17 protein-coding genes and 1 tRNA gene are annotated in these 22,285 nt (G+C 25.0%); 6 read left to right on the forward strand and 12 right to left on the reverse strand.

Annotated features, from left to right (window positions below):
• On the reverse strand, nucleotides 1–237 hold a 237-nt coding region (locus BU00_RS04420), incomplete at its 3' end, for a hypothetical protein (RefSeq protein WP_036458804.1).
• A 121-nt stretch (nucleotides 238–358) separates the two neighbouring features.
• The gene (locus tag BU00_RS0101160) at nucleotides 359–1,957 is read right to left on the reverse strand and encodes an MAG5620 family putative phospho-sugar mutase (RefSeq protein ID WP_027121130.1); all 1,599 of its coding nucleotides are present in this window, start codon (nucleotides 1,955–1,957) and stop codon (nucleotides 359–361) included.
• Nucleotides 1,958–2,030: 73 nt separating this feature from the next.
• On the opposite strand from BU00_RS0101160, the gene ychF reads away from it, so the two are divergent.
• On the forward strand, nucleotides 2,031–3,131 hold the full coding sequence (gene ychF, locus BU00_RS0101165; RefSeq protein ID WP_027121131.1) for a redox-regulated ATPase YchF: 1,101 nt from the start codon (nucleotides 2,031–2,033) through the stop codon (nucleotides 3,129–3,131).
• Nucleotides 3,131–4,165, forward strand: a complete 1,035-nt coding sequence (locus BU00_RS0101170) for an Eco57I restriction-modification methylase domain-containing protein (protein WP_027121132.1) — start codon at nucleotides 3,131–3,133, stop codon at nucleotides 4,163–4,165. Before ychF ends, BU00_RS0101170 begins: the two co-directional genes overlap by 1 nt.
• On the opposite strand, the gene BU00_RS0101175 is transcribed toward BU00_RS0101170, so the two are convergent.
• A complete protein-coding gene (locus BU00_RS0101175; protein WP_027121133.1) occupies nucleotides 4,162–4,812 on the reverse strand; it encodes a hypothetical protein in 651 nt (216 codons plus the stop codon). The genes BU00_RS0101170 and BU00_RS0101175 overlap by 4 nt on opposite strands.
• A gap of 28 nt (nucleotides 4,813–4,840) precedes the next feature.
• Here BU00_RS0101175 and BU00_RS0101180 point away from each other — a divergent pair, with 28 nt between their 5' ends.
• Nucleotides 4,841–5,581: a phosphotransferase gene (locus tag BU00_RS0101180; protein ID WP_027121134.1), complete on the forward strand. Its 741-nt coding sequence runs from the start codon at nucleotides 4,841–4,843 to the stop codon at nucleotides 5,579–5,581.
• Between the two features lie 137 nt (nucleotides 5,582–5,718).
• Here the strand turns inward: BU00_RS0101180 and BU00_RS0101185 are convergent.
• From BU00_RS0101185 to BU00_RS0101220, 8 genes are all read right to left on the reverse strand, one after another.
• Nucleotides 5,719–5,792: transfer RNA gene (locus BU00_RS0101185), tRNA-Gly, on the reverse strand.
• A gap of 158 nt (nucleotides 5,793–5,950) precedes the next feature.
• Nucleotides 5,951–6,160 (reverse strand): 50S ribosomal protein L31, encoded by a 210-nt coding sequence (rpmE, locus tag BU00_RS0101190; protein ID WP_027121135.1) that lies wholly within the window; start codon nucleotides 6,158–6,160, stop codon nucleotides 5,951–5,953.
• A gap of 24 nt (nucleotides 6,161–6,184) precedes the next feature.
• Nucleotides 6,185–6,784 (reverse strand): 30S ribosomal protein S4, encoded by a 600-nt coding sequence (gene rpsD / locus BU00_RS0101195; protein ID WP_027121136.1) that lies wholly within the window; start codon nucleotides 6,782–6,784, stop codon nucleotides 6,185–6,187.
• A gap of 230 nt (nucleotides 6,785–7,014) precedes the next feature.
• The gene (locus BU00_RS0101200) at nucleotides 7,015–9,948 is read right to left on the reverse strand and encodes an AAA family ATPase (protein ID WP_027121137.1); all 2,934 of its coding nucleotides are present in this window, start codon (nucleotides 9,946–9,948) and stop codon (nucleotides 7,015–7,017) included.
• Nucleotides 9,935–10,663 carry a ribonuclease III gene (rnc, locus tag BU00_RS0101205; RefSeq protein WP_027121138.1) on the reverse strand — a complete coding sequence of 243 codons (729 nt, stop codon included), beginning with the start codon at nucleotides 10,661–10,663 and terminating at the stop codon, nucleotides 9,935–9,937. Before rnc ends, BU00_RS0101200 begins: the two co-directional genes overlap by 14 nt.
• A complete protein-coding gene (plsX, locus tag BU00_RS0101210) occupies nucleotides 10,664–11,638 on the reverse strand; it encodes a phosphate acyltransferase PlsX (protein WP_027121139.1) in 975 nt (324 codons plus the stop codon).
• Entirely contained in the window at nucleotides 11,638–13,281 is a 1,644-nt protein-coding gene (locus BU00_RS0101215; protein WP_027121140.1) for a DAK2 domain-containing protein, read from the reverse strand. Before BU00_RS0101215 ends, plsX begins: the two co-directional genes overlap by 1 nt.
• Nucleotides 13,274–13,597, reverse strand: a complete 324-nt coding sequence (locus BU00_RS0101220; protein WP_027121141.1) for a hypothetical protein — start codon at nucleotides 13,595–13,597, stop codon at nucleotides 13,274–13,276. Before BU00_RS0101220 ends, BU00_RS0101215 begins: the two co-directional genes overlap by 8 nt.
• 85 nt (nucleotides 13,598–13,682) lie before the next feature.
• Here BU00_RS0101220 and recO point away from each other — a divergent pair, with 85 nt between their 5' ends.
• The 3 genes from recO (at nucleotide 13,683) to BU00_RS04425 (ending at nucleotide 21,870) form a co-directional block, all read left to right on the forward strand.
• A complete protein-coding gene (gene recO / locus BU00_RS0101225) occupies nucleotides 13,683–14,354 on the forward strand; it encodes a DNA repair protein RecO (protein WP_027121142.1) in 672 nt (223 codons plus the stop codon).
• A 46-nt stretch (nucleotides 14,355–14,400) separates the two neighbouring features.
• Complete coding sequence (lysS, locus tag BU00_RS0101230) at nucleotides 14,401–15,867, forward strand: lysine--tRNA ligase (RefSeq protein ID WP_027121143.1); 1,467 nt, start codon at nucleotides 14,401–14,403, stop codon at nucleotides 15,865–15,867.
• Nucleotides 15,868–15,933: 66 nt separating this feature from the next.
• Nucleotides 15,934–21,870, forward strand: a complete 5,937-nt coding sequence (locus BU00_RS04425; protein ID WP_051521835.1) for an MGA_1079 family surface serine endopeptidase — start codon at nucleotides 15,934–15,936, stop codon at nucleotides 21,868–21,870.
• A gap of 202 nt (nucleotides 21,871–22,072) precedes the next feature.
• Here the strand turns inward: BU00_RS04425 and BU00_RS05190 are convergent.
• A partial coding sequence (locus BU00_RS05190) for a hypothetical protein (protein ID WP_027121144.1) occupies nucleotides 22,073–22,285 on the reverse strand: 213 nt, incomplete at its 5' end.

Raw genomic sequence — 22,285 nt, forward strand, 5'->3', positions numbered from 1 at the left:
TTTATCAAGATTTTCAAAGACTGTTACTACCTCTGTTAGGGATGTATGATTTGATTTTTTTGTAGTATTTAATTCTCAATATTTATTAGTAATTTTGATGTCTTCTTTTGTTAATTTACTAATTTTAAAATGAAAATTTTTCTTTTTATAAGAAGTTTTTTCTCTTCTAAAATGTCCATTAATTTCAACACAAATAATGTTATTAATTTGTTTATTTTTATGATTTAAATTTATCATATATAATTCACTTGTCCTTTCACTTTTTACTATTACTATATTTTATCAGATGGGACAAAAAGTCACGAGCAAGCTCGAAACTTGCATCGTGACTTTTTAATTGACGATCAACTTATTTGTGTTATTTTAATAAAGAATTTAAAGCAGAAATAATTTTTTTAATCAAAAAAAAATGTCTTACTTTGTAATAAAAAATATTCTTTTTCTTTGGTAAAATGTATTGGCTTTTTATGACCAAATTTTTGTTTTGAAAATCATAAAACATATAAACAATGCAATTTGTTTGCTTATCTCTAATTCACAATTTTATAAAAGTATCAGTATTTGATGAATTATTTTCTGGTAAATTAATATCGGTTATTTGTGTATTTTTAGAAAATTTTTCATGGGTATTAAAATAGTTTCTTGCTTCTTTTGCTTTTTCGTAACTAATTGAAATTCTTTTTTCTTTAAATAAAAATTCATTTTTTAAATCATCTAGTTTTTTTAATTTTAGTTCATATAAATTATTATTTATTTTATATGAATAGATCATAAAACAAAAATCAATTAAAAAAATAAAATTGTCATAATTTAATGTTTGTGAATTATTTCATGAAAAAGTATTGTTTGTATAAGAAATTAAAATATTATCATTTACTTCTTGTGATTCTTTAAAATATATATTATATGTATATAACATTTTTTTTATATACTCACTTGCATAAAAAGGAATGTTTATTAAATATCTATTAATTCAGTTTTTCTTTTTCCAACTAATAAAATTATAGTTTAAAAAAAGATAAAAAAGTTCATCTTCGTTTAAAAGTCGATAACTTCTTTTGGTCTTAATCCATATTTTAAACAAATTTTTTTCATTAATCAAAATAAGTAAATCAGATTTATAATTGTTTATTGTAAATTTAGACAAAAAAGTGTAACTTAAATTAGATTCATTTCACAAATTATGAAAGTAAATATTTCTAAGACGGTTTATTTTAAATTTAGTACTACTAAAGAGTGAATTAAGAATATATTCAGATTCGTGATTTAAAGAGATAAAAGAAATTGAAAAAGGTGGTTTTTTATATATTCTTTCAAAATATTCAACTTTTGTTGTTATATTATTTTCTATTGTAAAATGTAAAATTTTATCAATATTTAAAATTAAACTATTGTTGTTTTTAGTTAGTATTAATGAACCTTCATAAAAAAGCAATTTATTAATATATTCTTGTTGTTTTTCTTGTGATAAAATTTTTCCATTATTAAAAATTTTTAAATAAAATTTATTATTTGCATTATTAAAATATATATAAAAACAGTTTTTTAATTGAGAACTTTTTAAGGTTTCTAGAACTAAAAATTCATTAACACTTTTTATGTTATGTAAAAAAACATCTATTTTTTTAGTATTACAAAATCTTATTACAAAATCTTTTAAATTTAGTAAATCATCAGAATTAGTTGCAATTAAAACTTGTTTATTACTTTTATTAAATGTTGCATTTATGTGTAAATCAATAATACTTAAAAGTGTAAAAGCATTAATGCTATTAAATCCAAACAAATTATTATTATTAAATTCAATTCCATATATAGTTGACTTAGGTTTTAAAAATAAATCTTTGTTTCATTCATTATTAATTCTGAAATTTTCTAAAAAAACGTTATGTGTTGATACATATATACTTTCTGTATTATATAGATAGTATCACGATTTAAGAGTTTCTAAATTCATTATTTCCTATTCTTGAGTATTTTTTTAAATTTTATCAAATTTAAAGTAAAATTAATAAAAAATGGAGGTATAAATGTCATTAAAAGCGGGTATAGTAGGATTACCAAATGTTGGAAAAAGCACACTATTTAAAGCAATTACAAAAAAACAAGTAGAGGCTAATAATTATGCCTTTACAACTATTGAACCAAATATATCATCAGTACCACTTTATGATGAAAGATTACAAGAAATAGCCAATCTCATAAATCCAGATAAGGTTGTGTGAGCAACATTTGATTTTGTAGACATCGCAGGTCTTGTTAAAGGTGCAGCACAAGGTGAAGGTTTAGGTAATAAATTTTTAGCAAATATTAGAGAAGTTGATGCAATTATTCATGTAGTTAGATGTTTTGAAGATAAAAATATTATGCATGTTGCAAACTCGGTCGATCCAGTTAGAGATAAAGAAGTTATTAATTATGAATTAATGCTTGCTGATCTAGAAACAGTTAATAATGTATTAAATAGAGTTGCTAAAAAAGCTAAGTCCGGTGATAAAGATGGAATTATAGAACAAAATGCTGCACTAAAAATTAAGCAAGCTTTAGAAAATAATATTGCGGCAAGAGATGTTGAACTCGATGAAAATGAAAAAAAATATATTAAAGGTTATCATTTATTAACATTTAAACCAATTATTTATGTTGCTAATTTAAGTCCTGAACAATTTATAAATTATAAAAATGATAAATTATTTGCGGCACTTGAAAATTCATTAAAAGAAAATGAAAAAATAATACCAATATCAGCTCAAATTGAATCAGAAGTTTCTGTAATAGAAGATCAAGAAGAGAAAAATCAATTTTTAGCACTTTATAATATAGAAAGATCAGGTTTAGATTCATTAACTAAAGCTGCTTTCGATTTACTATCTCTTGAAACATACTTTACTGCTGGTAAAATTGAAGCTAGAGCATGAGTATATCACAAAGGTTGAAGCGCACCTAAATGCGCTGGAGTAATCCATACTGATTTTGAAAAGAAATTTATTAAAGCTGAGGTTATTAGTTTTGATGATTATATAAAATATGGTGGTGAAACTGGTGCTAAAAATGCTGGTAAAATGCGTCAAGAAGGAAAAACATACATAATGCAAGATGGTGATGTTTGTTATTTTAAATTTGGAAAATAATGTTAGATAAAAATAAACTAGGTCAAGTTTTTACACCTGAATTTATTGTGGATAAGATGTTAAACTTAATTTCTAAGGCAAACCCTAATCTTATTCTAGAAACTTCATCAGGTAGTGGAAACTTTTATTTCAAATTAATTAAAAAATATAAAAATGTTGTAGGTATTGAAATAGATGAAAAAATTGCTCATAAAGGAGCAATAATCGATTCTTACTTTAATACTAATTACAAAGCAGATGTAATTATTGGTAATCCACCATATGTAAAATTTAACAATATTGAAAATAGACCAGAATCAAAATTATTAATTCATAAACCTAATTTATTTCACTATTTTTTAGAAAAAGCATTAAAAGATTTAACAGAAAACGGTGAACTAATATGAATTGTTCCTAGTAATATTTTTACAAACACATCTGGTAAAAACTTAAATAAAATTATTAATGAAAATTTTTCAATAACACACTGAGAACAAGTTAAAGAAAATATTTGACATGATGCTTCTATACCAACTGCAATTATTAAAATTATTAAAGCAAAAAATCATCCTGAAAAAATTGATTATATTTTCAGTGAAGGAAAAATAATTTTTGGATCATTTATAAAAAGTGATCAAAAAATTATTATAAAAGTTGGTGGAGCATCAGGTTTTAATTCTTATCTTGAAAAAGGTGATACTGAATTTATAGATTCAACAACTGAAAGAACAAAACTGACCAAGTTCATAAAATACGAACCACAAAAATGAATAAGACCTGTTCCAAAATCACCAGAAAATTTTACTTATACAATATTTGTTAATTGCAAAACTCGTAAAATAAATCCTTTTTATATCTTAGAAAGAATTCCTTATGGTATGTTTGTTAATTATGATGCATCTGTTTTATGTATTTATACCTTTAGCTCTAAGAATCAAGCAAAAGACTTGTGTAATAAATTAAATTCTCATGATTGAGAATTAGCAGGAATTAAAAAGGACGGAAGATACCACTTTAGTCAAAGTATTTTAAAAGCAATAATTAAACAGAATTAAGAAAAATATTTTTTAAAATCAAAATATATTTTTGCTCTTTTAGTTATACTTTCTTCAAGTTTTTTCAAAATAAAATTTTTTGAATCATTAAAGTTTCTGTTTTTATGTATTCTATTGTTATTTCAAACACATTGAAAAGGTAAGTTATTACCATTTGATACAAGTGAAGATATTCTTTTTAAAGAAGTTCAAAATATATCATTTGAATTATTTTTATTGATTATAATAAAATAATAGTCTTTATTATTATCCTGAATGTTCTCATACAATTCTTTAAAATAATCTTCTCATTTTATTTCATTTTGAAAATGTGGAATCTTTCCGGTTAAAGCGTAATAAATACCTAATTTTGAATTTAAATTATCGCTTTGATTTTTCTCTAAATTTGAAACCTTAATATTAATTGGTATAAAATATTCATTGTTTTCAAAAGAAATATCATATCAATCACGAATATTAGTTTTATTAAAATTAATTTTATTTTTTAATAAAAAATCTTTAATTTTAGGATTTCTTATTATTTCTATAAAAACAACTTCTTCGTAAAGTTTAGAATCTATTCTACCATCACCGGTTTTAATATCAAAACTTAAATCACTTTGTCTTAGCAGTTTCACAATATTATTTAAAATATTTTCAATTGACATATTAAAGTTATATTGAAAAGGAGAAAAAATGGAACAAATAAAAAAAGGTTTTACTAACAAAAGTTATAAAAATAATAATACTTTTTACCAAGAAAAAAATATAAATTTATTTAATCATAAAATTGAATATGAATTACTTAAAAAATTTAGTTTTGTACCAAAATTAATTAATAACTCACAAGATCATTCAGAATGAGAATGGATAAAAACAAAAGAATTAATTTTTGATGAAAATATATTAAAAACAATAGCTAATCAATTAAAAGAATTGCATGATTCAAATTTAAAATTTTCAAAATCTAATATAGCCAGACGTATTAAGGAATATAGAAAAATTTTAAATCAAAAAGGAATTAATATTCAAATAATAAATGATTTATATAAAAGAATTAATTTAATTTTGTCAAAGAGTCAAAATAATAGACCTTTACATAACGATTTATATACTTCTAATATTTTAAGTGGTATAGATGGTAAAATTTATTTTATTGATTGAGAATATGCTGCAATGGGAGATAAACATTTTGATTTAGCTTATTTTATTTGTGGATCATATTTAACAAAAGAACAAGAACAAATTTTTCTCGATGAATATGATTCATATTGACCTGAATATTTATTACAACAAAAAATACTTGTATATTATTTAACAATTCTTTGAGTAAATGCTCAAGATGTAAAACCTTTTGATGATAATATCATTATAGAAAAATTAAAAAATTCAGTAAAAGAGTATGAAGATTTTAAAAATCAAACAAAGAGGAAATAAACATTAATTAGACTAATATTGTCTAATTTTTTACAGATTTGATAAGCATTTATATATTTAAAAATACTCAAAAATTTAATTAAAAAGATCTTCTTTGAAAAAGAAGATCTTTTTAAATATATGGTCATAAAATGATATGGAGCGGGTGAAGGGAATCGAACCCTCATAGTCAGCTTGGAAGGCTGAAGTTCTGCCATTAAACTACACCCGCATTTCTTTTTTATTTGCTAATATATTATAGCATATAAAATAAAAAATCAAATATTTTTTTATATTTTTTATTTAATTTTTAAATACTTAAATATTATAAAACATAAATCAAAAAAGTTAAATAAAAATTCGATATTTAGATACCGAATTTTAAAAAAATTATTTTTGTTTCTTTTCAAGTCTTTTGTTGAATTTATCAATTCTACCTGTTGCTTTCACTTGTGTTCTGTTTCCTGTGAATACTGGATGACAACCTGAACAAACATCAACTGAAAAACTTTTTCTAACTGATTTAAAAGAAAATTCTTTTGAACATGTTGCACATGTAACTTTAACTTCGTGGTATGCTGGATGTAAATCTTTTTTCATAATTTATATTCCTTTAAAAAATTATTATTTTGAGTAGAACTCAACAATTAAAGCATCTTTAATTGTTGGAAGTACTTCACTTCTTTCTGGTAATCTATCAAATTTAATAACGAAGTCTTTTCTTGTTAATCATGCCGCTGAATCTTTTGCTGCTAAAGATTCAACTATTTGTTTATTTGTTCTTGATTTTTCTCTTAATTCAATTGTATCACCTAAAGAAACATGCATTGAAGGTATGTTAGCTTTTTTACCATTTAATGTAAAGTGCCCGTGGTTTACTAATTGACGTGCTTGTCTTCTTGTTGTGGCAAAACCTGCTCTATAAACAACGTTATCTAAACGTGATTCTAATAATTGAAGTAAGTTTGTACCTGTAACACCTTTGATTTTTACTGCTTTTTCAAAAGTTTTACGTAGTTGTTTTTCATTTAAACCAAAAACATGTTTAACTTTTTGTTTTTCATATAAGTGTAAACCATAATCTGAAAGTTTTACCCTTTTGTTTCCGTGTTGACCTGGTGCATAGGTTCTTTTTTTACCTTTTGAAAACTCTTTATCATTTTCAAGAATTGAAAAACCTAAACGACGAGATTTTTTAAAAACTGGTCCTGTATATCTTGACATAAATATTTCCTCTCTAATTTTTTGCTTTGCATAATTAAGAGGGTTTATTTCTATTTGTATAATCTTAACTTAATGTTTTCAATTGAATCAGCTTATTTACTTACAAATTTTACATGTTAAGTTTATTTTCAAACATAATAAACTGCTGTTTAATTAATGCTGTTTTATTTTATCAAAAAAAAATTATTTCCCAAATGAAAAAACACGCTACTTAGCGTGTTTATGTTTTCTTAATTTGCTTCATCTACAAGTTTTTTTGCTTCTTCAAGTTGAACACTAAAGAAATTTGTTACACCACGTTTTTGCATAGTTGCTCCAAATAAAGCATCTACTCTTGTCATTGTTCCAACACGGTGTGTAATTACAAGGAATTGTGTTTGATGTTTTAATTCTTGTAAATATTCAGCAAATCTTACAACATTAGCTTCATCTAGAGCAGCTTCAACTTCATCTAAAATACAAAGCGGTAGAGGTCTTGCTCTTAAAATTGCAAATAAAAGCGAAATTGCGATCAGTGATTTTTCACCACCAGAAAATAGTTTAAGATTTTTAACGCTTTTCCCTGGGGGTTGAGCATAAATGCTTATACCACTTTCTAAAACATTATTTGGATTAACAAATTTTACTTCTGCAGATCCACCACCAAACATTGATGAGAATACCTTATGCATTTCTTGATTTACATCATTAACAATATTTGTTAAACGTGTAACTATCTTTTTATCAAGTTCAGCAATAGCACTTAAACAAATATTTTTAGCTTCTAATAATTCATCTCTGTTTGAAACATTAAAATTATATCTTTCTTCAACTTCTTCACATTCCCGAATCGAATCAAGATTAACGCTACCTAGTTCAGCAATTTCAACTCTTAGTTGATTAACTGTTTCTTCAGCTACCTGTGCGGATGTTTCAAGTTTAAAGTTTTTCTTTGCGAAATCTAATGTTAAACCATAATCGATAGAAAGTCTTTTTTGATCTAATTCTAAAACAGTCATGGCTTTATTTAAAGTAACTGTTTTTTTATTGTAAGAATTAAGTAATTGAGCAAGCATAGTATTTTGCTTATTAATATTTTCACCAATTACATAAATATCTTGATCAAGATCATTTTTAATTTCAGTTTTTGTTTTTAAATCAAAATTAACAGAAATTAAATCACGTTCTAATTCTAAAATTTCTTGTTCTGAAATAGTAGTATTATCAATTCCTTGATTTTGTATTTGTTCATTTGTAACTTGTACTTCTGTTTTATATTTATTTATTTTTTCAATATTATTTTCAATTTGGATTTGAAGATTTTTATATTCAACTGAATAGTTTTGATTGTATTTTTTTTCATCTTCAATTTCTGCAGATAGTTTATTTATAGTTTGTTGTAAACCATTTTGCATTGCTTTTAAACCTGGGATTATTTTCTTTAATTCTTCAATTCTTGAATCAATTCCAATAATATCATCTGATGATTCAGCAGAACCACCAACCATAATTCCGCCAACTCTTATTATGTTACCATCTTGTGTAACTATCATATATTTCTTTTCAATTATTGATGAAATTTTGTTTGCTGATTGTATATCATTAGTAACTAAAACATTACCAATTAAAAAATCTACAAGTTTTTTATATTCTGGTTCACATTCAACCAAATCAGATGCTACCCCAACAAAACCTGGTTGATTTCTAACAATTAATAAATAATCATCACGGATAAATTTAGGTTGAATAGATGAAAGCGGGATAAATGTTGCTCTACCACTATTGTTTTTCTTTAAAAATTCAATTGCTTTTACAGCTGTTTCAGAATTATCTACAACAATGTGTTGTGCAGCGGATTTTAAAATAGTTTCAAGTGCTAAAACGTGTTCATTCGAAACTTTTATTAATTGACCTACAATACCTTTAAAACCTTTGAATAATTGTTTATTTTCAATAATGGTTTTAACACCTTTAAATAGGTTTGTGTGATTTCTTTGCTTTTCTGTTAGTAAATTTAAATTAATATCATTTGTTCTAATTTGTTCATTTATTTTATTTAAATTAATGTAATTTTCATTAATTGATATTTGTAAATTATTAATTTTTTCATTTGAAACATTTAATTTTTCTTTATATTTATTTAAACTTTCTCTTAAATAAGTAACTGCTGATTCTAAACTTCGAATTTCACCAATTACTGATTCCAATTTTGCTTTTTCATCGATTGCATGCCCTTCTGCAATCATTTTTCTTCTAGTTTTTGCTTCTAATATTGAAGAGTTTAAGTTAGCAACACGTTGTTTTATTGCTTCTGCTTTTCCACGTAAATCAGCAAGTTCAGCACTTAATTCTTTACTTTTTTCTCTTTTTTCTGCTGATTTTTCTTTTAATTCTTGAATAGTTTTTTCAAATTGCTCTCTTGTTTCTTCAACACCTTCTAGTTCTTGTGAAAGTTGATTTTTAATTTGAGAATTTTGTTCAATACGGTATGCCAAAAAACCAATTTCAATATTTTTTAAAGCTTCTGATTTTTCTTTGTATAAATATGCTTTTTCTGCTTGCTTTTTAAGTGTTGATAATCTTTTTTCAAGTTCAGAAACAGTTGCTTCTATAACATTTAAAGATTGATCTGCAAGTTGAAGTTTTTTAACAGATTCTGCTTTTCTAAATTTATATTTTGAAACACCAGCTGCTTCTTCAAAAATAGAACGTCTTTCATCATCAGATGATTGTGCAATATCAGCAACTGTACCTTGAGAGATAATTGCAAGGGAACTTTTTCCAATACCAGTTTCCATAGCAATTGTTTTAATATCCTTATGTCTGCTTTTTTCACCATTGATAAAATAATCATTAATACCCTTACCACGTTCTAAAACCCTTGTAATGGTAATAAAATCACTATCAATTGAACTTAATCTATCTTTATTATCAAATGTTAAAGATACTGAAGCCTTATTCATTGGTTGAACAGTTTTTGAACCTGCAAAAATAACATCTTCCATAGAATCTCCACGAAGTTCTTTTGAAGATTGTTCACCTAATACTCAACGTATTGCATCATTTATATTACTTTTTCCTGAACCATTTGGTCCTACAATACCTGCTACTCCACCATCAAAACGTAAAACAACAGGATCGGCAAAAGATTTAAAACCATGTGCTTCTAATTTAACTAATTTCATTATATTCCTTTATGTTTAATTTTTCTAATGCTGATTTGGCTGCATTATTTTGTGCTTCTTTCTTAGATTTACCTTCACCAATTCCATAAATAATACCATCATGAACTGCTTTTGCAGTAAAGTGTTTAATATTATTTATGTCTTGCTCATAAATCTCATAAGAAATGTTTTGTTTGCTTATGCTTTGAAAGTGCTCTTGTAATTCTGTTTTCGGATCTTTATCTTGTGAAAACCTATCAAAAATTCTACTTTGTGAATTTTGATTTAATAAATATTTATGCACAAATTCAATTGATCTTGATAAACCTTGATCTACAAAAATCGCACCTAAAAAAGCTTCAAATATATCTGCTCTAACCTTTGGAGAATTTTTTACTTCTTGACTAGTTAATCCAGGTCCTGTTCTTAAAATATCAGTTAAACCTAAATCATCAGAAATTTGCATTAATGTTTCTGTACTTATAATTGAAGATCTTAATCTTGATAATTCACCTGAATTTAAGCTTGAATTATTTTTAAAAACATAAACCGAAGCAATAAAATCCAATATTGCATCACCTAAAAATTCAAGTCTATCGTAATGAAAATTTTTCTTTTTAGATGTGTTCGCAAATGATCTATGTGTTAATGCTTCTTGAAAAATATAAATATTTTTTGGTTCAAGAGCTATTTTGTTTAAAAATTCTTCAATATTTTGAATATGATTTTTTGTCATTTAATTTTCTTTAAGTTTATTTAATAAATCTTTTGAAATTGCATCTTTCATACTATTTAAGGCAGATAAAATAGCAACTTCATCGCTTGAACCGTGTATTTTTAAAGCCAAAGCATTAACACCAATTACTCATGCAGAACCAGCAGATTTATAATCAAGAGATTTTACTTTTGATTTAAGTTTTTTCTTTAAAATTAAACCAACTATTTTTGTAAGCAAACTTGATTTTATTGTATCTTTTAAAATATTAAAAAATGTTGATATTGCACCCTCATAACTTTTTAAAATTAAGTTTCCACCATAACCATCAATCACAACAATATCTGCCTTACCACTTAAAATATCTCTTGGTTCTAGAAAACCTGTGTAATTTAGTTCTGTTTGATTTTTTAAAATTTCATTTGCTTCTCTAACAAATTCAAAGCCTTTATAGTCTTCTGTACCAATATTTAAAAGTGCAACTTTTGGTTTATTTATTCCAAAAATATTTTTATAAAACTTATTTGCTAAATTTGCTCATTCAATTAATGTTTCGGTTTTGACTTCTAAGTTTGCTCCAACATCTAAAAATAATGTTTTTGTATCATGGATAGAAGTTACAATTGGCATAAATGCAGGTCTTGAAATCCCTTCAAGTCTTTTTGCTTTAAAAAGTAAAGAAGATACATAATTACCACTATCACCACCAGAAATTATTCCATCTGCTTGATTATTAACTATCATTTTAACTGCCTGGTTCATTGATGTTTCTTCTTTTAAAGACTCTCTAAGATTTCTTGGATCGCTAAATTTTAAAGAATTATTTATTAAATTTAAATTTTCAATAGTGTTATTTATTTTAATTTTAGATAAATCACCAATTAATGTGATTTTGCAATCTAAATTATTTAAGGCAAACTTTGCTGATGTGTCATAAGCTAATTGTTGTCCTAAATCTAAACCATTAATATCAAATATAATATGTTTTTTTTGCATTATTCTACCCCTATTAAGAAGTCATAGTTTGGTTGATTACCCGCAATGATTTCAATTTCAATATTATATTTTGATTCGATAAAGTTTCCAATTTCTTCAGCACTCCTTTGATCGCTTTCATCACCATAAAAAATTGAAATAATCTCACTTGTTGGTTTAATCATTTTTTTAATTAAATATTTAACTGAATCCTTCCAATCCTTGTTTGAAGCAACTATTTTATGATCATGTATTGCTAAATAATCACCATTATTAACTTGAACACCATTAATTTTAGTATCTCTTACTGCTTTTGTGATTTCACCTGTTTGAACATTCTCAATACTTTCGCTCATTAATTCAATATTTGTTTGATTATCAAATTCTGGATTGTAATTTAACATTGCTGTCATTCCTTGAATTTGAGTTTTTGTAGGTATTACAATAACATTAGTATCTTGTACAACCTGCGCTGCTTGTTGTGCTACTAAAATAACATTTGAATTATTAGGCAGAATAAAAACAGTTTCAGCATTTGTACTTTTAATTGCATTAATTAAATCTTGTGCTGATGGATTTTGTGTTTGTCCTGATTCGACAATATAATCACATCCTAAGTCTTTCATTCTTTGAATAATACCAGAACCTAAATTGCATGAAACAACTGCACTTTGAACTCTTTCAATTTGTTTTGATGTTTCATTAAATTTTTGCTTGTTAGCTTTTGAATTGTTTGCTTGTAAAGTCATATTTTCAGATTTTATTTTTATAAATTCACCATATTTTTGTGAAAGATTTAATAAATCACCTGGTTTTTCGGTATGACCATGCACTTTTAAAATATTATCATCGGTAACAACAACTAATGAGTTAGCAATTTTTTCTAATTCAGATGTAAATGCGTTTTTGTCAAATGTTTCAAATTCAAATAAATCAACTAAAACCTCAGTACAATAACCAAATTCTCCGTCATATACTTCATCTTCACTTAAAAAAGTTAAAATATCTTCTTGTTTATCAGATATTTCAACTGGTTCTCCGATGAAGTACTGCAACATACCTCTAAAAATTTCATATAATCCTTCTCCACCAGAATCAGTTACACCTACTTCACGTAAAGTTTTTAATTTATTTGGCGTTTCATTGCAACTTTTCCTTGCGAATTCTAAAAGTTTTTTGAAGAATTCTTGAATTGAAACTTCTTGTTTTTGGTTTCTAAATTCTAAATTTAGAAATTCTGTTGTTTCTCTAATAACTGTTAATATTGTTCCTTCTACAGGTTTAAAGACTGACTTATAAGCACGATCAACTGCCGAATTTAAAGCATCAAGAAGTTCATTTAAATCCAGTGCTTCTTTTTCAGTAACACCTAAAGAAAAACCTTTAAATATTTGGCTTAAAATAACTCCTGAGTTACCACGTGCTTCATAAATCATACTTTGTGAAACAATTTTAGCAACTTCATCAATCCGAACATTTTCTGAAACGGAACTAAGAGGTTCAACAACTGACATTGCTGTCGCTGACATATTTGTTCCTGTGTCACCATCAGGAACAGGGAAAACATTTAATGCATCAATTCTGTTTTTAGAGTTTCTTAATGAATTTGCACCAGAAATTAAAGCATTAGCAAATTCATAACCATTTAAAATTTTTTTATTCATAAGAAACCCCTTTAACTACAATTGTTAAATTATTAAATTTGATTTTTTGTTGAGAAAATGTATAAGATATTTTTTGATAAAGTTCAGAGCATAAGTTTTTTACGTTAATATTACTTAAAATTGAAATCGCAAGTTTAAAACTGTATCCACCATCAGTTTCAATGCAAAAAATTTTGTCAATTAAATCTGAATCATCGTTTGAATTAATATCACTGCTTCAAAGTTGATCATCACCAGTTATCAAATGAATACCAGTAATACCTGGAGTTGAGGAAACAATTTTTATAAATAACTGTTTAATTTCTAATATTTCCATAAAAACCTCTTTTATTCTAATTTAAAATTGTAATATAATTTTATTATATTATTACTAAATAAGAAAATAAAAAATTAGGAGCAAAATGAGTGAAAATATTTCAAAAGCTATTGTTCTTTCAATTTATCAAATTGAAGAAAATGGCTTTTTGGTTTCATTTTTTAATGAAAAAGGTTGCTTCGAACTTTTTGCAAATGGTTTGAATAAAATTTCTTCCAAAAATAGGGCAAATTTGCAAATTGGTTCAATTGTTGAAATAGAATATTTTCCAGCAAGACTTAAGCAAAGAGTAGGAAAGTTAAAAAAAGCTCATTTAATTGAAACCTTAGATTTAATACAAGAAAAAAATGCAAAATTTGCTAAAAAAATTGCTTTATTACTCAAAAACATAAGGGTTAATAATCATATGTTTTTGTGGTATACAAAAATTTTTCATTTAATTAATGAAACAAATGTAGCAAAACTTTTAACTTTTTTTTATGCTCATTCTCTTATTTTCTTTGGAATTGAACCTGTATTTAATGCTTGTAGAATTTGTAAAAGTCGTAAAAATTTAATAGATTTTGAAGTTTCCGATGGGGGATTTTTGTGTGATTTACATGATAAAAGTCAAACAAAATCATTAAACTTTTTAACTGCTGTTTGATATTCTTTTAATGATTTAAAAAAATATTTAATAACAACAAATCAAGAAACTAACTATCAATTATTTAGATATTATCAAAGTGTAATAAAAAATGCAGGTTATATAATTTAAGTTAAAAAATTTGGTAAAATAGCATTTTATATTGAAATGGAGAAATATGCAAAAATTTACAGAACAAGAATTAATTAGACGTTCTAAACTTGATACATATGCTGAGTTAGGTGTTGAAGCCTTTGCAAAATTTAATAGTGATTTTAAAACTCTTTCATATTCTGATGAAATTGAAAAACAATATCAAGATATTTCAAAAGAAGAATTAGAAGAACAAAAAAATCCGGTGGCTTTAGCTGGTAGAATTATGACTATGAGAGGTCCTTTTATTTTAATAAAAGACTATCATGGAAAAATTCAAATTTATTTTAATAAAAAAGAACAGGAAGAACTTAATAAAATTGTTAGCACATTTGACATAGGAGACATAATTTATGTAGAAGGTTATGTTATGAAAACTAATACAGGTGCTGTAACAGTAAAATCAAAAAATATTAAATTATTAACAAAAGCTCTTAAACCTTTACCGGATAAATTTCACGGTCTTGTTGACACAGAAGAAAAATATAGAAAAAGATATGTTGATTTAATTATGAATGAATCAACAAAGCAAACTTTTTGAAACAGAACAAAAATAATTTCAGAAATTAGAAAATATTTTGATGAATTAGAATATATGGAAGTTGAAACGCCATTTTTACATGATTATCTTTCTGGTGCATCGGCAAGACCTTTTGAAACACATCACAACGCACTTGATCAAGAGTTTGTTTTAAGGATAGCAACTGAAATCCCTCTTAAAAAATTACTTGTTGGTGGAATTGATAGAGTTTATGAAATTGGTAGAATCTTTAGAAATGAAGGAATTGACACTACTCATAACCCTGAATTTACATCTATTGAGTTTTATGAAGCGTTTACAGATATACAAGGTATGATGGATAGAACAGAAGTTTTATTTAAAAGACTTGCAAAAAAACTTAATAAAGAAAAAGTTATAAATAAAGGTGTTGAAATCGATTTAACAAAACAATTTAACAGAATTGATATGGTTGATGCTGTATCAAACGCAACAGGTGTTGATTTTAAACAAATTTCATTTGAACAAGCAGTTGAAGTAGCGAAAAAACATGGTATTAAAATTCAAAAATTCTTCCAATTTGGACACATTATTAATGAATTATTTGAAGAATTAATTGAAAAAACTTTAATCCAGCCAACATTTGTTTATGGACACCCGATTGAAATTTCTCCATTAACAGCTAAAACTTCCGATCCAAGATTTACAGAAAGAGCTGAATTATTCATTAATACAAAAGAATATGCAAATATGTATACAGAGTTATCAGATCCAATTGATCAATTACAAAGATTTGAACAACAACTTGAAGAAAAAAATAATGGTAATGATGAAGCATCTGATATTGATTGAGACTTTGTAGATGCTCTTGAATATGGTATGCCACCTGCTGGTGGTTGTGGTATAGGTATTGATAGACTTACAATGCTTTTAACAGAAAATGATTCAATTAGGGATGTATTATTATTCCCAACAATGAAAAGAAAACAATAAAAAACACAGCGTACTATGCTGTGTTTTACATATAACTAATAAAAAGCAAATAAACATAGAGGAAATATGGAAAATAATAAAAAGAATAAAAAAAGAATGATTATTTTAGGAACTTCTATTACTAGTGGTTTACTTTTAATAGGTGGTTTGAGCGCTGGTATTGTTGTAGCGAAAAATAAAAAAATTTCAAAGAAAAAACCTGCAAAAATTGATTATAATAAAGAACAAAATAAAAATTTTTTAATACAAAGTATTAATGAAATTTTTAATAAAAATGATAAATTACCAGGGGAATTTAAAAATAATTTAATTGAACGCTTTAAAACTAAAAATACACAAGAAAAAGAACAAGAAGTTATTGCAAAAATTGAAGAATTTGCAAATAAATATCAAACTCTTGCAAATTTAAAAGATACAGTAAATATAGTTAATAAAAACGATGAAATAGAATCGGATTATGTTATATCAAAATTAAATTTAACTAAAATAAATTCAGATTTTGAACAACTTACTAACAGTTTAAAAGACAAAAAAGAAGTTTCTTTTGAAGAATTATTAAATATTACGGATAATATTAATAGTGATTTTAAAGAACAAGAAAACAAAAAACAAGAATTAATGTTGAGTTACAATAATTTTAAAAATTCAATTATGAACATTACTAATTCTGAGTTAAAAAATCAAACAAATCAAATATTATCAAATTTAAAAATACAAGCAAATGAAGAAGATTACTTATCAGAATTACTTACATTAAACGAATTGATCAATCAAACTAAATCAATAATTGCAGAATATGATCAAGATATTAATAATGATTTAAAAAACAATGTTTCAAGTTTCTTAAATTTTGAAAATGCTTTTTTTACAAAACTAAATTCAGAAGTAAATAAATTAAAAGAAATTAAAAATCAAATTGAAGAATCTGCAAAAGAACTTGCTAAAAATAATACAAAACTTAATGAACTAAAAACCAACAAAAAAACAGCAATAGATTCATTAAAAAATATTGATCAAACTATAAAAACAGAAATTAAAAAAAATATAGATCAACAATTAACTGAAAATTTAGTTAATGAGACTTATGACAAAGCAAATTCATTAAACAATATTAGCTATGAACTATTACAAGAATTAAATAAAAAAGCACAGCTTCAAGAAACAACTAACTTTGAGAATTCAGACAATAAAGAACAAATAGTAAGCTTATTCAATGAAATACAATCAAAAATTAATGAAAATAATGAATTAATTTTTAGAGATGATATAAAAGAAAATAATTTATTTTTTATAGAATTAACCGAATTAAAAGATAATTTAAAATTAAAAATTTCTCAGCTAAATGGTGATGAAAAATTAAATAATGCTAAAAATGAAACAAAATCTGAAATTACTATTCAAGAATTTTCTGATAATTTAATTCAAAATTTAAATCAAAATATTGATTCAAAACTTCTTGTTAATGAAGTTTTAGATATAAAAAATAAAATTATTTTATTAAAAAATAGTTTAAGTAGTTATAAATCTTTATTAACTGATTTTAATCAAACAATTAATAATTCAAAAATTACTGAATCAGATAGAAATTTATTAAACGGTGATAATACAAGCATTTTAGAATTTTTAAGTGAACAAAAATTAGCAAATTTAAATCTTTTAGATCTTTCAAATCAAACACAGGATTTTTCAAATAAAATTTCAAAACTTGCAACTGATTTAGAAACAGTAAAACAAAATATTGTAAATACTCCTGATCAATCACAAGCGCCAGCTGACCCTAATTTTCAAACAAGAGCACAACAGGCACTTGTTGTCAATTTAGATGAACAAAGATTAAATAAATATGATATAAAAAGATATCTTACATCTGCTTCATTTAATATGACAAATGCAAAATTATGATTAACTGAGCCAAAACACGAATCTATAAAATATTCATTAAAAAATATTAATTTAGATAATACAAATAAAAATATTATTGTTTTAGATTATGATGCTGTTGATAAATTAAATATAAATAATAAAGCAGTTGTACAAACTAAAATTGAAATTAATAATACAACTAAAAATATAAATACAATATTACAAAATATTTCTATTTCTTCATTAGAAGATTATTTTGATATTGATTACGATGCATTCAAAGATATTTATGAAGATGAGTTAACGCTTGAAAATATTAAATCTAATATCACACAAAACAAATCATACATCGGGGAATATTTCACTTTTAAAATAAAAGATGATGCAAATTTTGTTTTAACATCAGATGAAAAAATACAATTAACTATTGGAGTTTATTTTAATGAAACAGAGTTAAAAACATTAACTGCAACTTCTCATTCTGCCCTTGTGTTTAATCAAAGAGAAGAGATTCCTGTGTCAATATCATTAAGTGAAGAATTTAAAAATAGTGATTTATATAAAAATAATTTAGCTAATATTAGTGATCCGACTTCACCGTCATTTTGAAGTATCCCTGAACCATATGGTGGTGGAGGAATATTTAATGAGTGATTTTATAAAAAGGTTTTTGTTCAATTAAAAAATGAAAATAGTAATTTCACAAATAAAAATCCAAAAAAGGTAGAACCTTCTAATGAAAACGATCCAGTGTACTTAACGCAAAGTATTGGTGACGAAAATCCAACAAATCAAAATGAGTTATCAAAAACTGAATTAGATTCAATATTTAATAAATTACTATCAAATAATAAACTATTTACAATAACAAAACCAGAAGGTTCAACTGTTGAGTTTTTACCAATAATGGTTCCTATTGCAAGAACTACTAATTCATCAAGAACTCAACAAACATCAGATGAACCAAGAAGATTTAAAATAATCGCTTCTGACGGAAATGCATCAGCAATTTTTAAAATAAAAGTAACATATGAAAATAAATCAAGAGAACTTGAAATAAAAATTGGTCCTAAAAATAAATTAAGAAGTTTTCAAACATTAAAAGATCAATCAGATGAACAAAGAATTAAAGATATCTTAGCAGATAAAACTGGTGCAAAACTTTTTGAAAAACTTAAAATCAAAAATACATCTCAAACACATGGACATCATTCACTTGTAGAAGGTAATCCGACAGAATTATTAAATTCATTTTATAATTTTCCTAAAATTGGTAGATATGAAATTTTTGCAAAACAAGCTTTAAATCCACAAAATTTAAAAGGTGAAGTGGATATTTTCTTCTGATATAAAGAAGATGGTGAAGAAGTACCAATTATTACCGAAGGAAACGAAACAGAACACAGTTTTATTAATAAGAATTTAACAAAAATTAAAAACTGAAAACCAGTACAATATAGAGATATTAAACCAAAAAATAATTCAAAATTTGATTCAAGTGATTTCAATCCAATTTCAACACAATATTTTGACAGAAACACAGGAAAAACTGTTACAGAACCAAATAATGTACCACAAGATGATATTAACCTAATTAATAAAATCAATAGTCGTCATTTTGAATACAAAAAAGCAACTGCTGAAGCAAAAAAAGGAACACGTGTTCAATATCGTTTAATAGATCCACAAGATATTGTGGATCAAAATGCTCAATTAATGTTAAATTATGTTTTAACAATTAAAAATACACCAACAGAAGCAGATCCAAAGCCTGCTGGAAATAATAATGATTTTAAAAATGAAAATCCTTCAGAAGTTTCTAATCCTGATGGTTCAAAACAAAATAATGAACCTTCAGCGATTGGTGGTTTAGATATTGTGGATCAGCAAATTTTTATGGATGCAGATCCTTCTGTTGATGTTGATACAAATTCATTATTTAAAAAATATTTTGTTTACTTTTATGATGTTCAAACAACAAGCACCAAGGGGCAAATGCAATTTAAACTTGGTTTTATAAGTAAAACAAATACAAATGTTCGTTATACTTCAAATCAAACTATTACATTACAAAACTTAACTAATGATTATAAAACAAAACTGTATCCTGAAGTTATTTTAAATAATATCAAACATAGTGATCTTGTTAAAGTTGCAAACTTTAACACTAAATTAGCTTCTAATTTAAATGAAAATAATTTTAGTGATTATTTTACAATTGCCGATCAAGCATTAACTTATAATAATTTTGCACTTGATAAAGCAAATTTAAAAGTTGCTGAAATTAAAAAAATAAGTGGAAGTTCTGCTTATATAAGACTTAAGTATAGTGTTGGTGGAAAAACTATTAATGGTTCTATATGATACAAAATCGATGGTTTTGCAACTGCATCAACAAATAACGAAAATGAATCATTAAATATTTCTAAATGAAATTCACTTACCACTGTGTTTAATTCAGCTAATTCAATTACAAGAACTCGTATTTTAGAACCTTATTACAAAGATTTAATTTGAACATTTAATAATGTTGATAAATCAGCAAATTGATTATTACAAAATAAATACATTGATCAAACTTTATTAAAACCAAATACAAGTAATAGAAAGTTAAAAATACATTTATTCGGTAATACATTAGTACAAAATGCAAAAAGATTATCACGTATTGTTGGTAGAGGACAAAACGAAGGTTATGACTTTGTAATTGATTTTGAAAAACTTATGCAAGATGGTTCAATAACAATTAATTCACAAACAAGTAATGTTTATTATGAAACAAGAAATGGTGCATTAGTTGAAAGTATTCCTTTTGCACTGAAAGCGACATATAATGCACAAAAAGGTATTGAATTTAAATTCTGATTAACCAATTCAGAATATGGTTTATTATTAGATAATCCAGGACCAAATGTTGAAAAAGGTGTTGAATTTTATAATTATCCGGATAGATTTGATAAATTTGATAAAACAAAAGCTTTTTTATTAAGTACGGCTGCCGCTTCTGTTTCACTTGAATATACTAACTCAGACCCAGAAGAAAACTTCAATGTTTCAACAAATAAATTTGATTACAATAATATTGATTTCAATCAAGAAGGTGAACCGATAACATTTTACTCAGATGAAAAGGCATATGATTTAAATAAGTATAATCCTAATCAAAATGTATCATATAAATTACATAATGGATATTTACAAAATAATGAGTTTATGCATAAAACATGAAGTAACAATGTTTCTGATGCAATAAAAAATTCCAGAGCAAGAACTTTTGGATTTAGTTTTGGTTCTGCAACAATGTTTGCAAAAGTAAATAAAGATCCAAGAGATGGTAAATTTTATGTAATAACAAATAATCACGTTGAAGCAGGACATAATTTTAATATGGATTCTCTTGTTGATGATAACCTTCCAAATAGAGCAGAAGGTGGGCGTTATATGGCTATCGCTGCTCCTGATTATGCAAACAATATTGATGCAGGATTTAGTTACTGAGGCGGTTTATATAATGTCGGTAATGTAACAAGTCAAATTGTTTGAACTGGTTTAAAACAAAAAGATGTAAGTGGGAATGGTGGAAGTTTTGTTGATATAACAGTAACTATTGTAGATATTAATCCATTGATTAAACAAGCAAGAAAAAATGGGGAATTTTTAAAAGTTGCTTGACTTGAAAAATGATTTACTCTTCCTGATTTAAAATTAGAAACCAACGGAAGAAGCAATATATCATTTTATGCTCCAAATATAAAACATTTTGCAATAAATGGTTTCCCTCTTGGAAAACAAAATGGTTACATAGTAAACAGAGCTGATTCACAAGCAAATACAATTGTATTTAGCAGACAAAATGGTTATGTACAAACATTTTTCAATCCAGGAAACTCAGGTACTGGAGTTATTGGTGCAGATAACACATATATATCAACAATTAACTCTGGTTCACCATTGTTAGTTTTACAAAGTTGAACTTATTCTAATGATTCACATAATTTCTTTGGTATTAACTGAAAAGGTGAAAATCCATTAGATTTAAATAATACATATAGTTTAGGAGCAAATATAATGCGTATGAATGCAAAAAATCCTAATTTATATGCTCTTCCTTGATACCTTAGAGATTTTGATAATGAATAATATTCTCAAAATTTATAAAACAGAAATCTAAAAAGATATTTAGATTTCTGTTTTACTTACTTTATATGGTATTAAATTATAAAAAACTTTTCATATAAAGTTCGTTTTTTTAACCAATTTTCTCCTGAGTTTCCCAGTTGTAAATAAATAAAAATGTTTAGACCTACTGTGTAGGCCTAAACATTTTTTTAATTAAAATTTGCTATATATTTTTAATAAATGCTTGTATATTACTATATAAATCTCATGATTCATAAAATGAATTATTATCAATTTTTTCTTTTTTAATTATTTTATTTGTAGTTAAATCTGTTGTTGCAATAAAGTTTAAATCTTTAAATATCTTTATGATTACATCTTCTGTTAATTTTCCAAGAATACCATAATTGTCATAAAATCTTTTTAACATTAAAAG

Origin of the sequence: Mycoplasma leonicaptivi ATCC 49890 (genome assembly GCF_000622205.1) — a bacterium.
GTDB lineage: Bacteria > Bacillota_I > Bacilli_A > Mycoplasmatales > Metamycoplasmataceae > Mycoplasmopsis > Mycoplasmopsis leonicaptivi.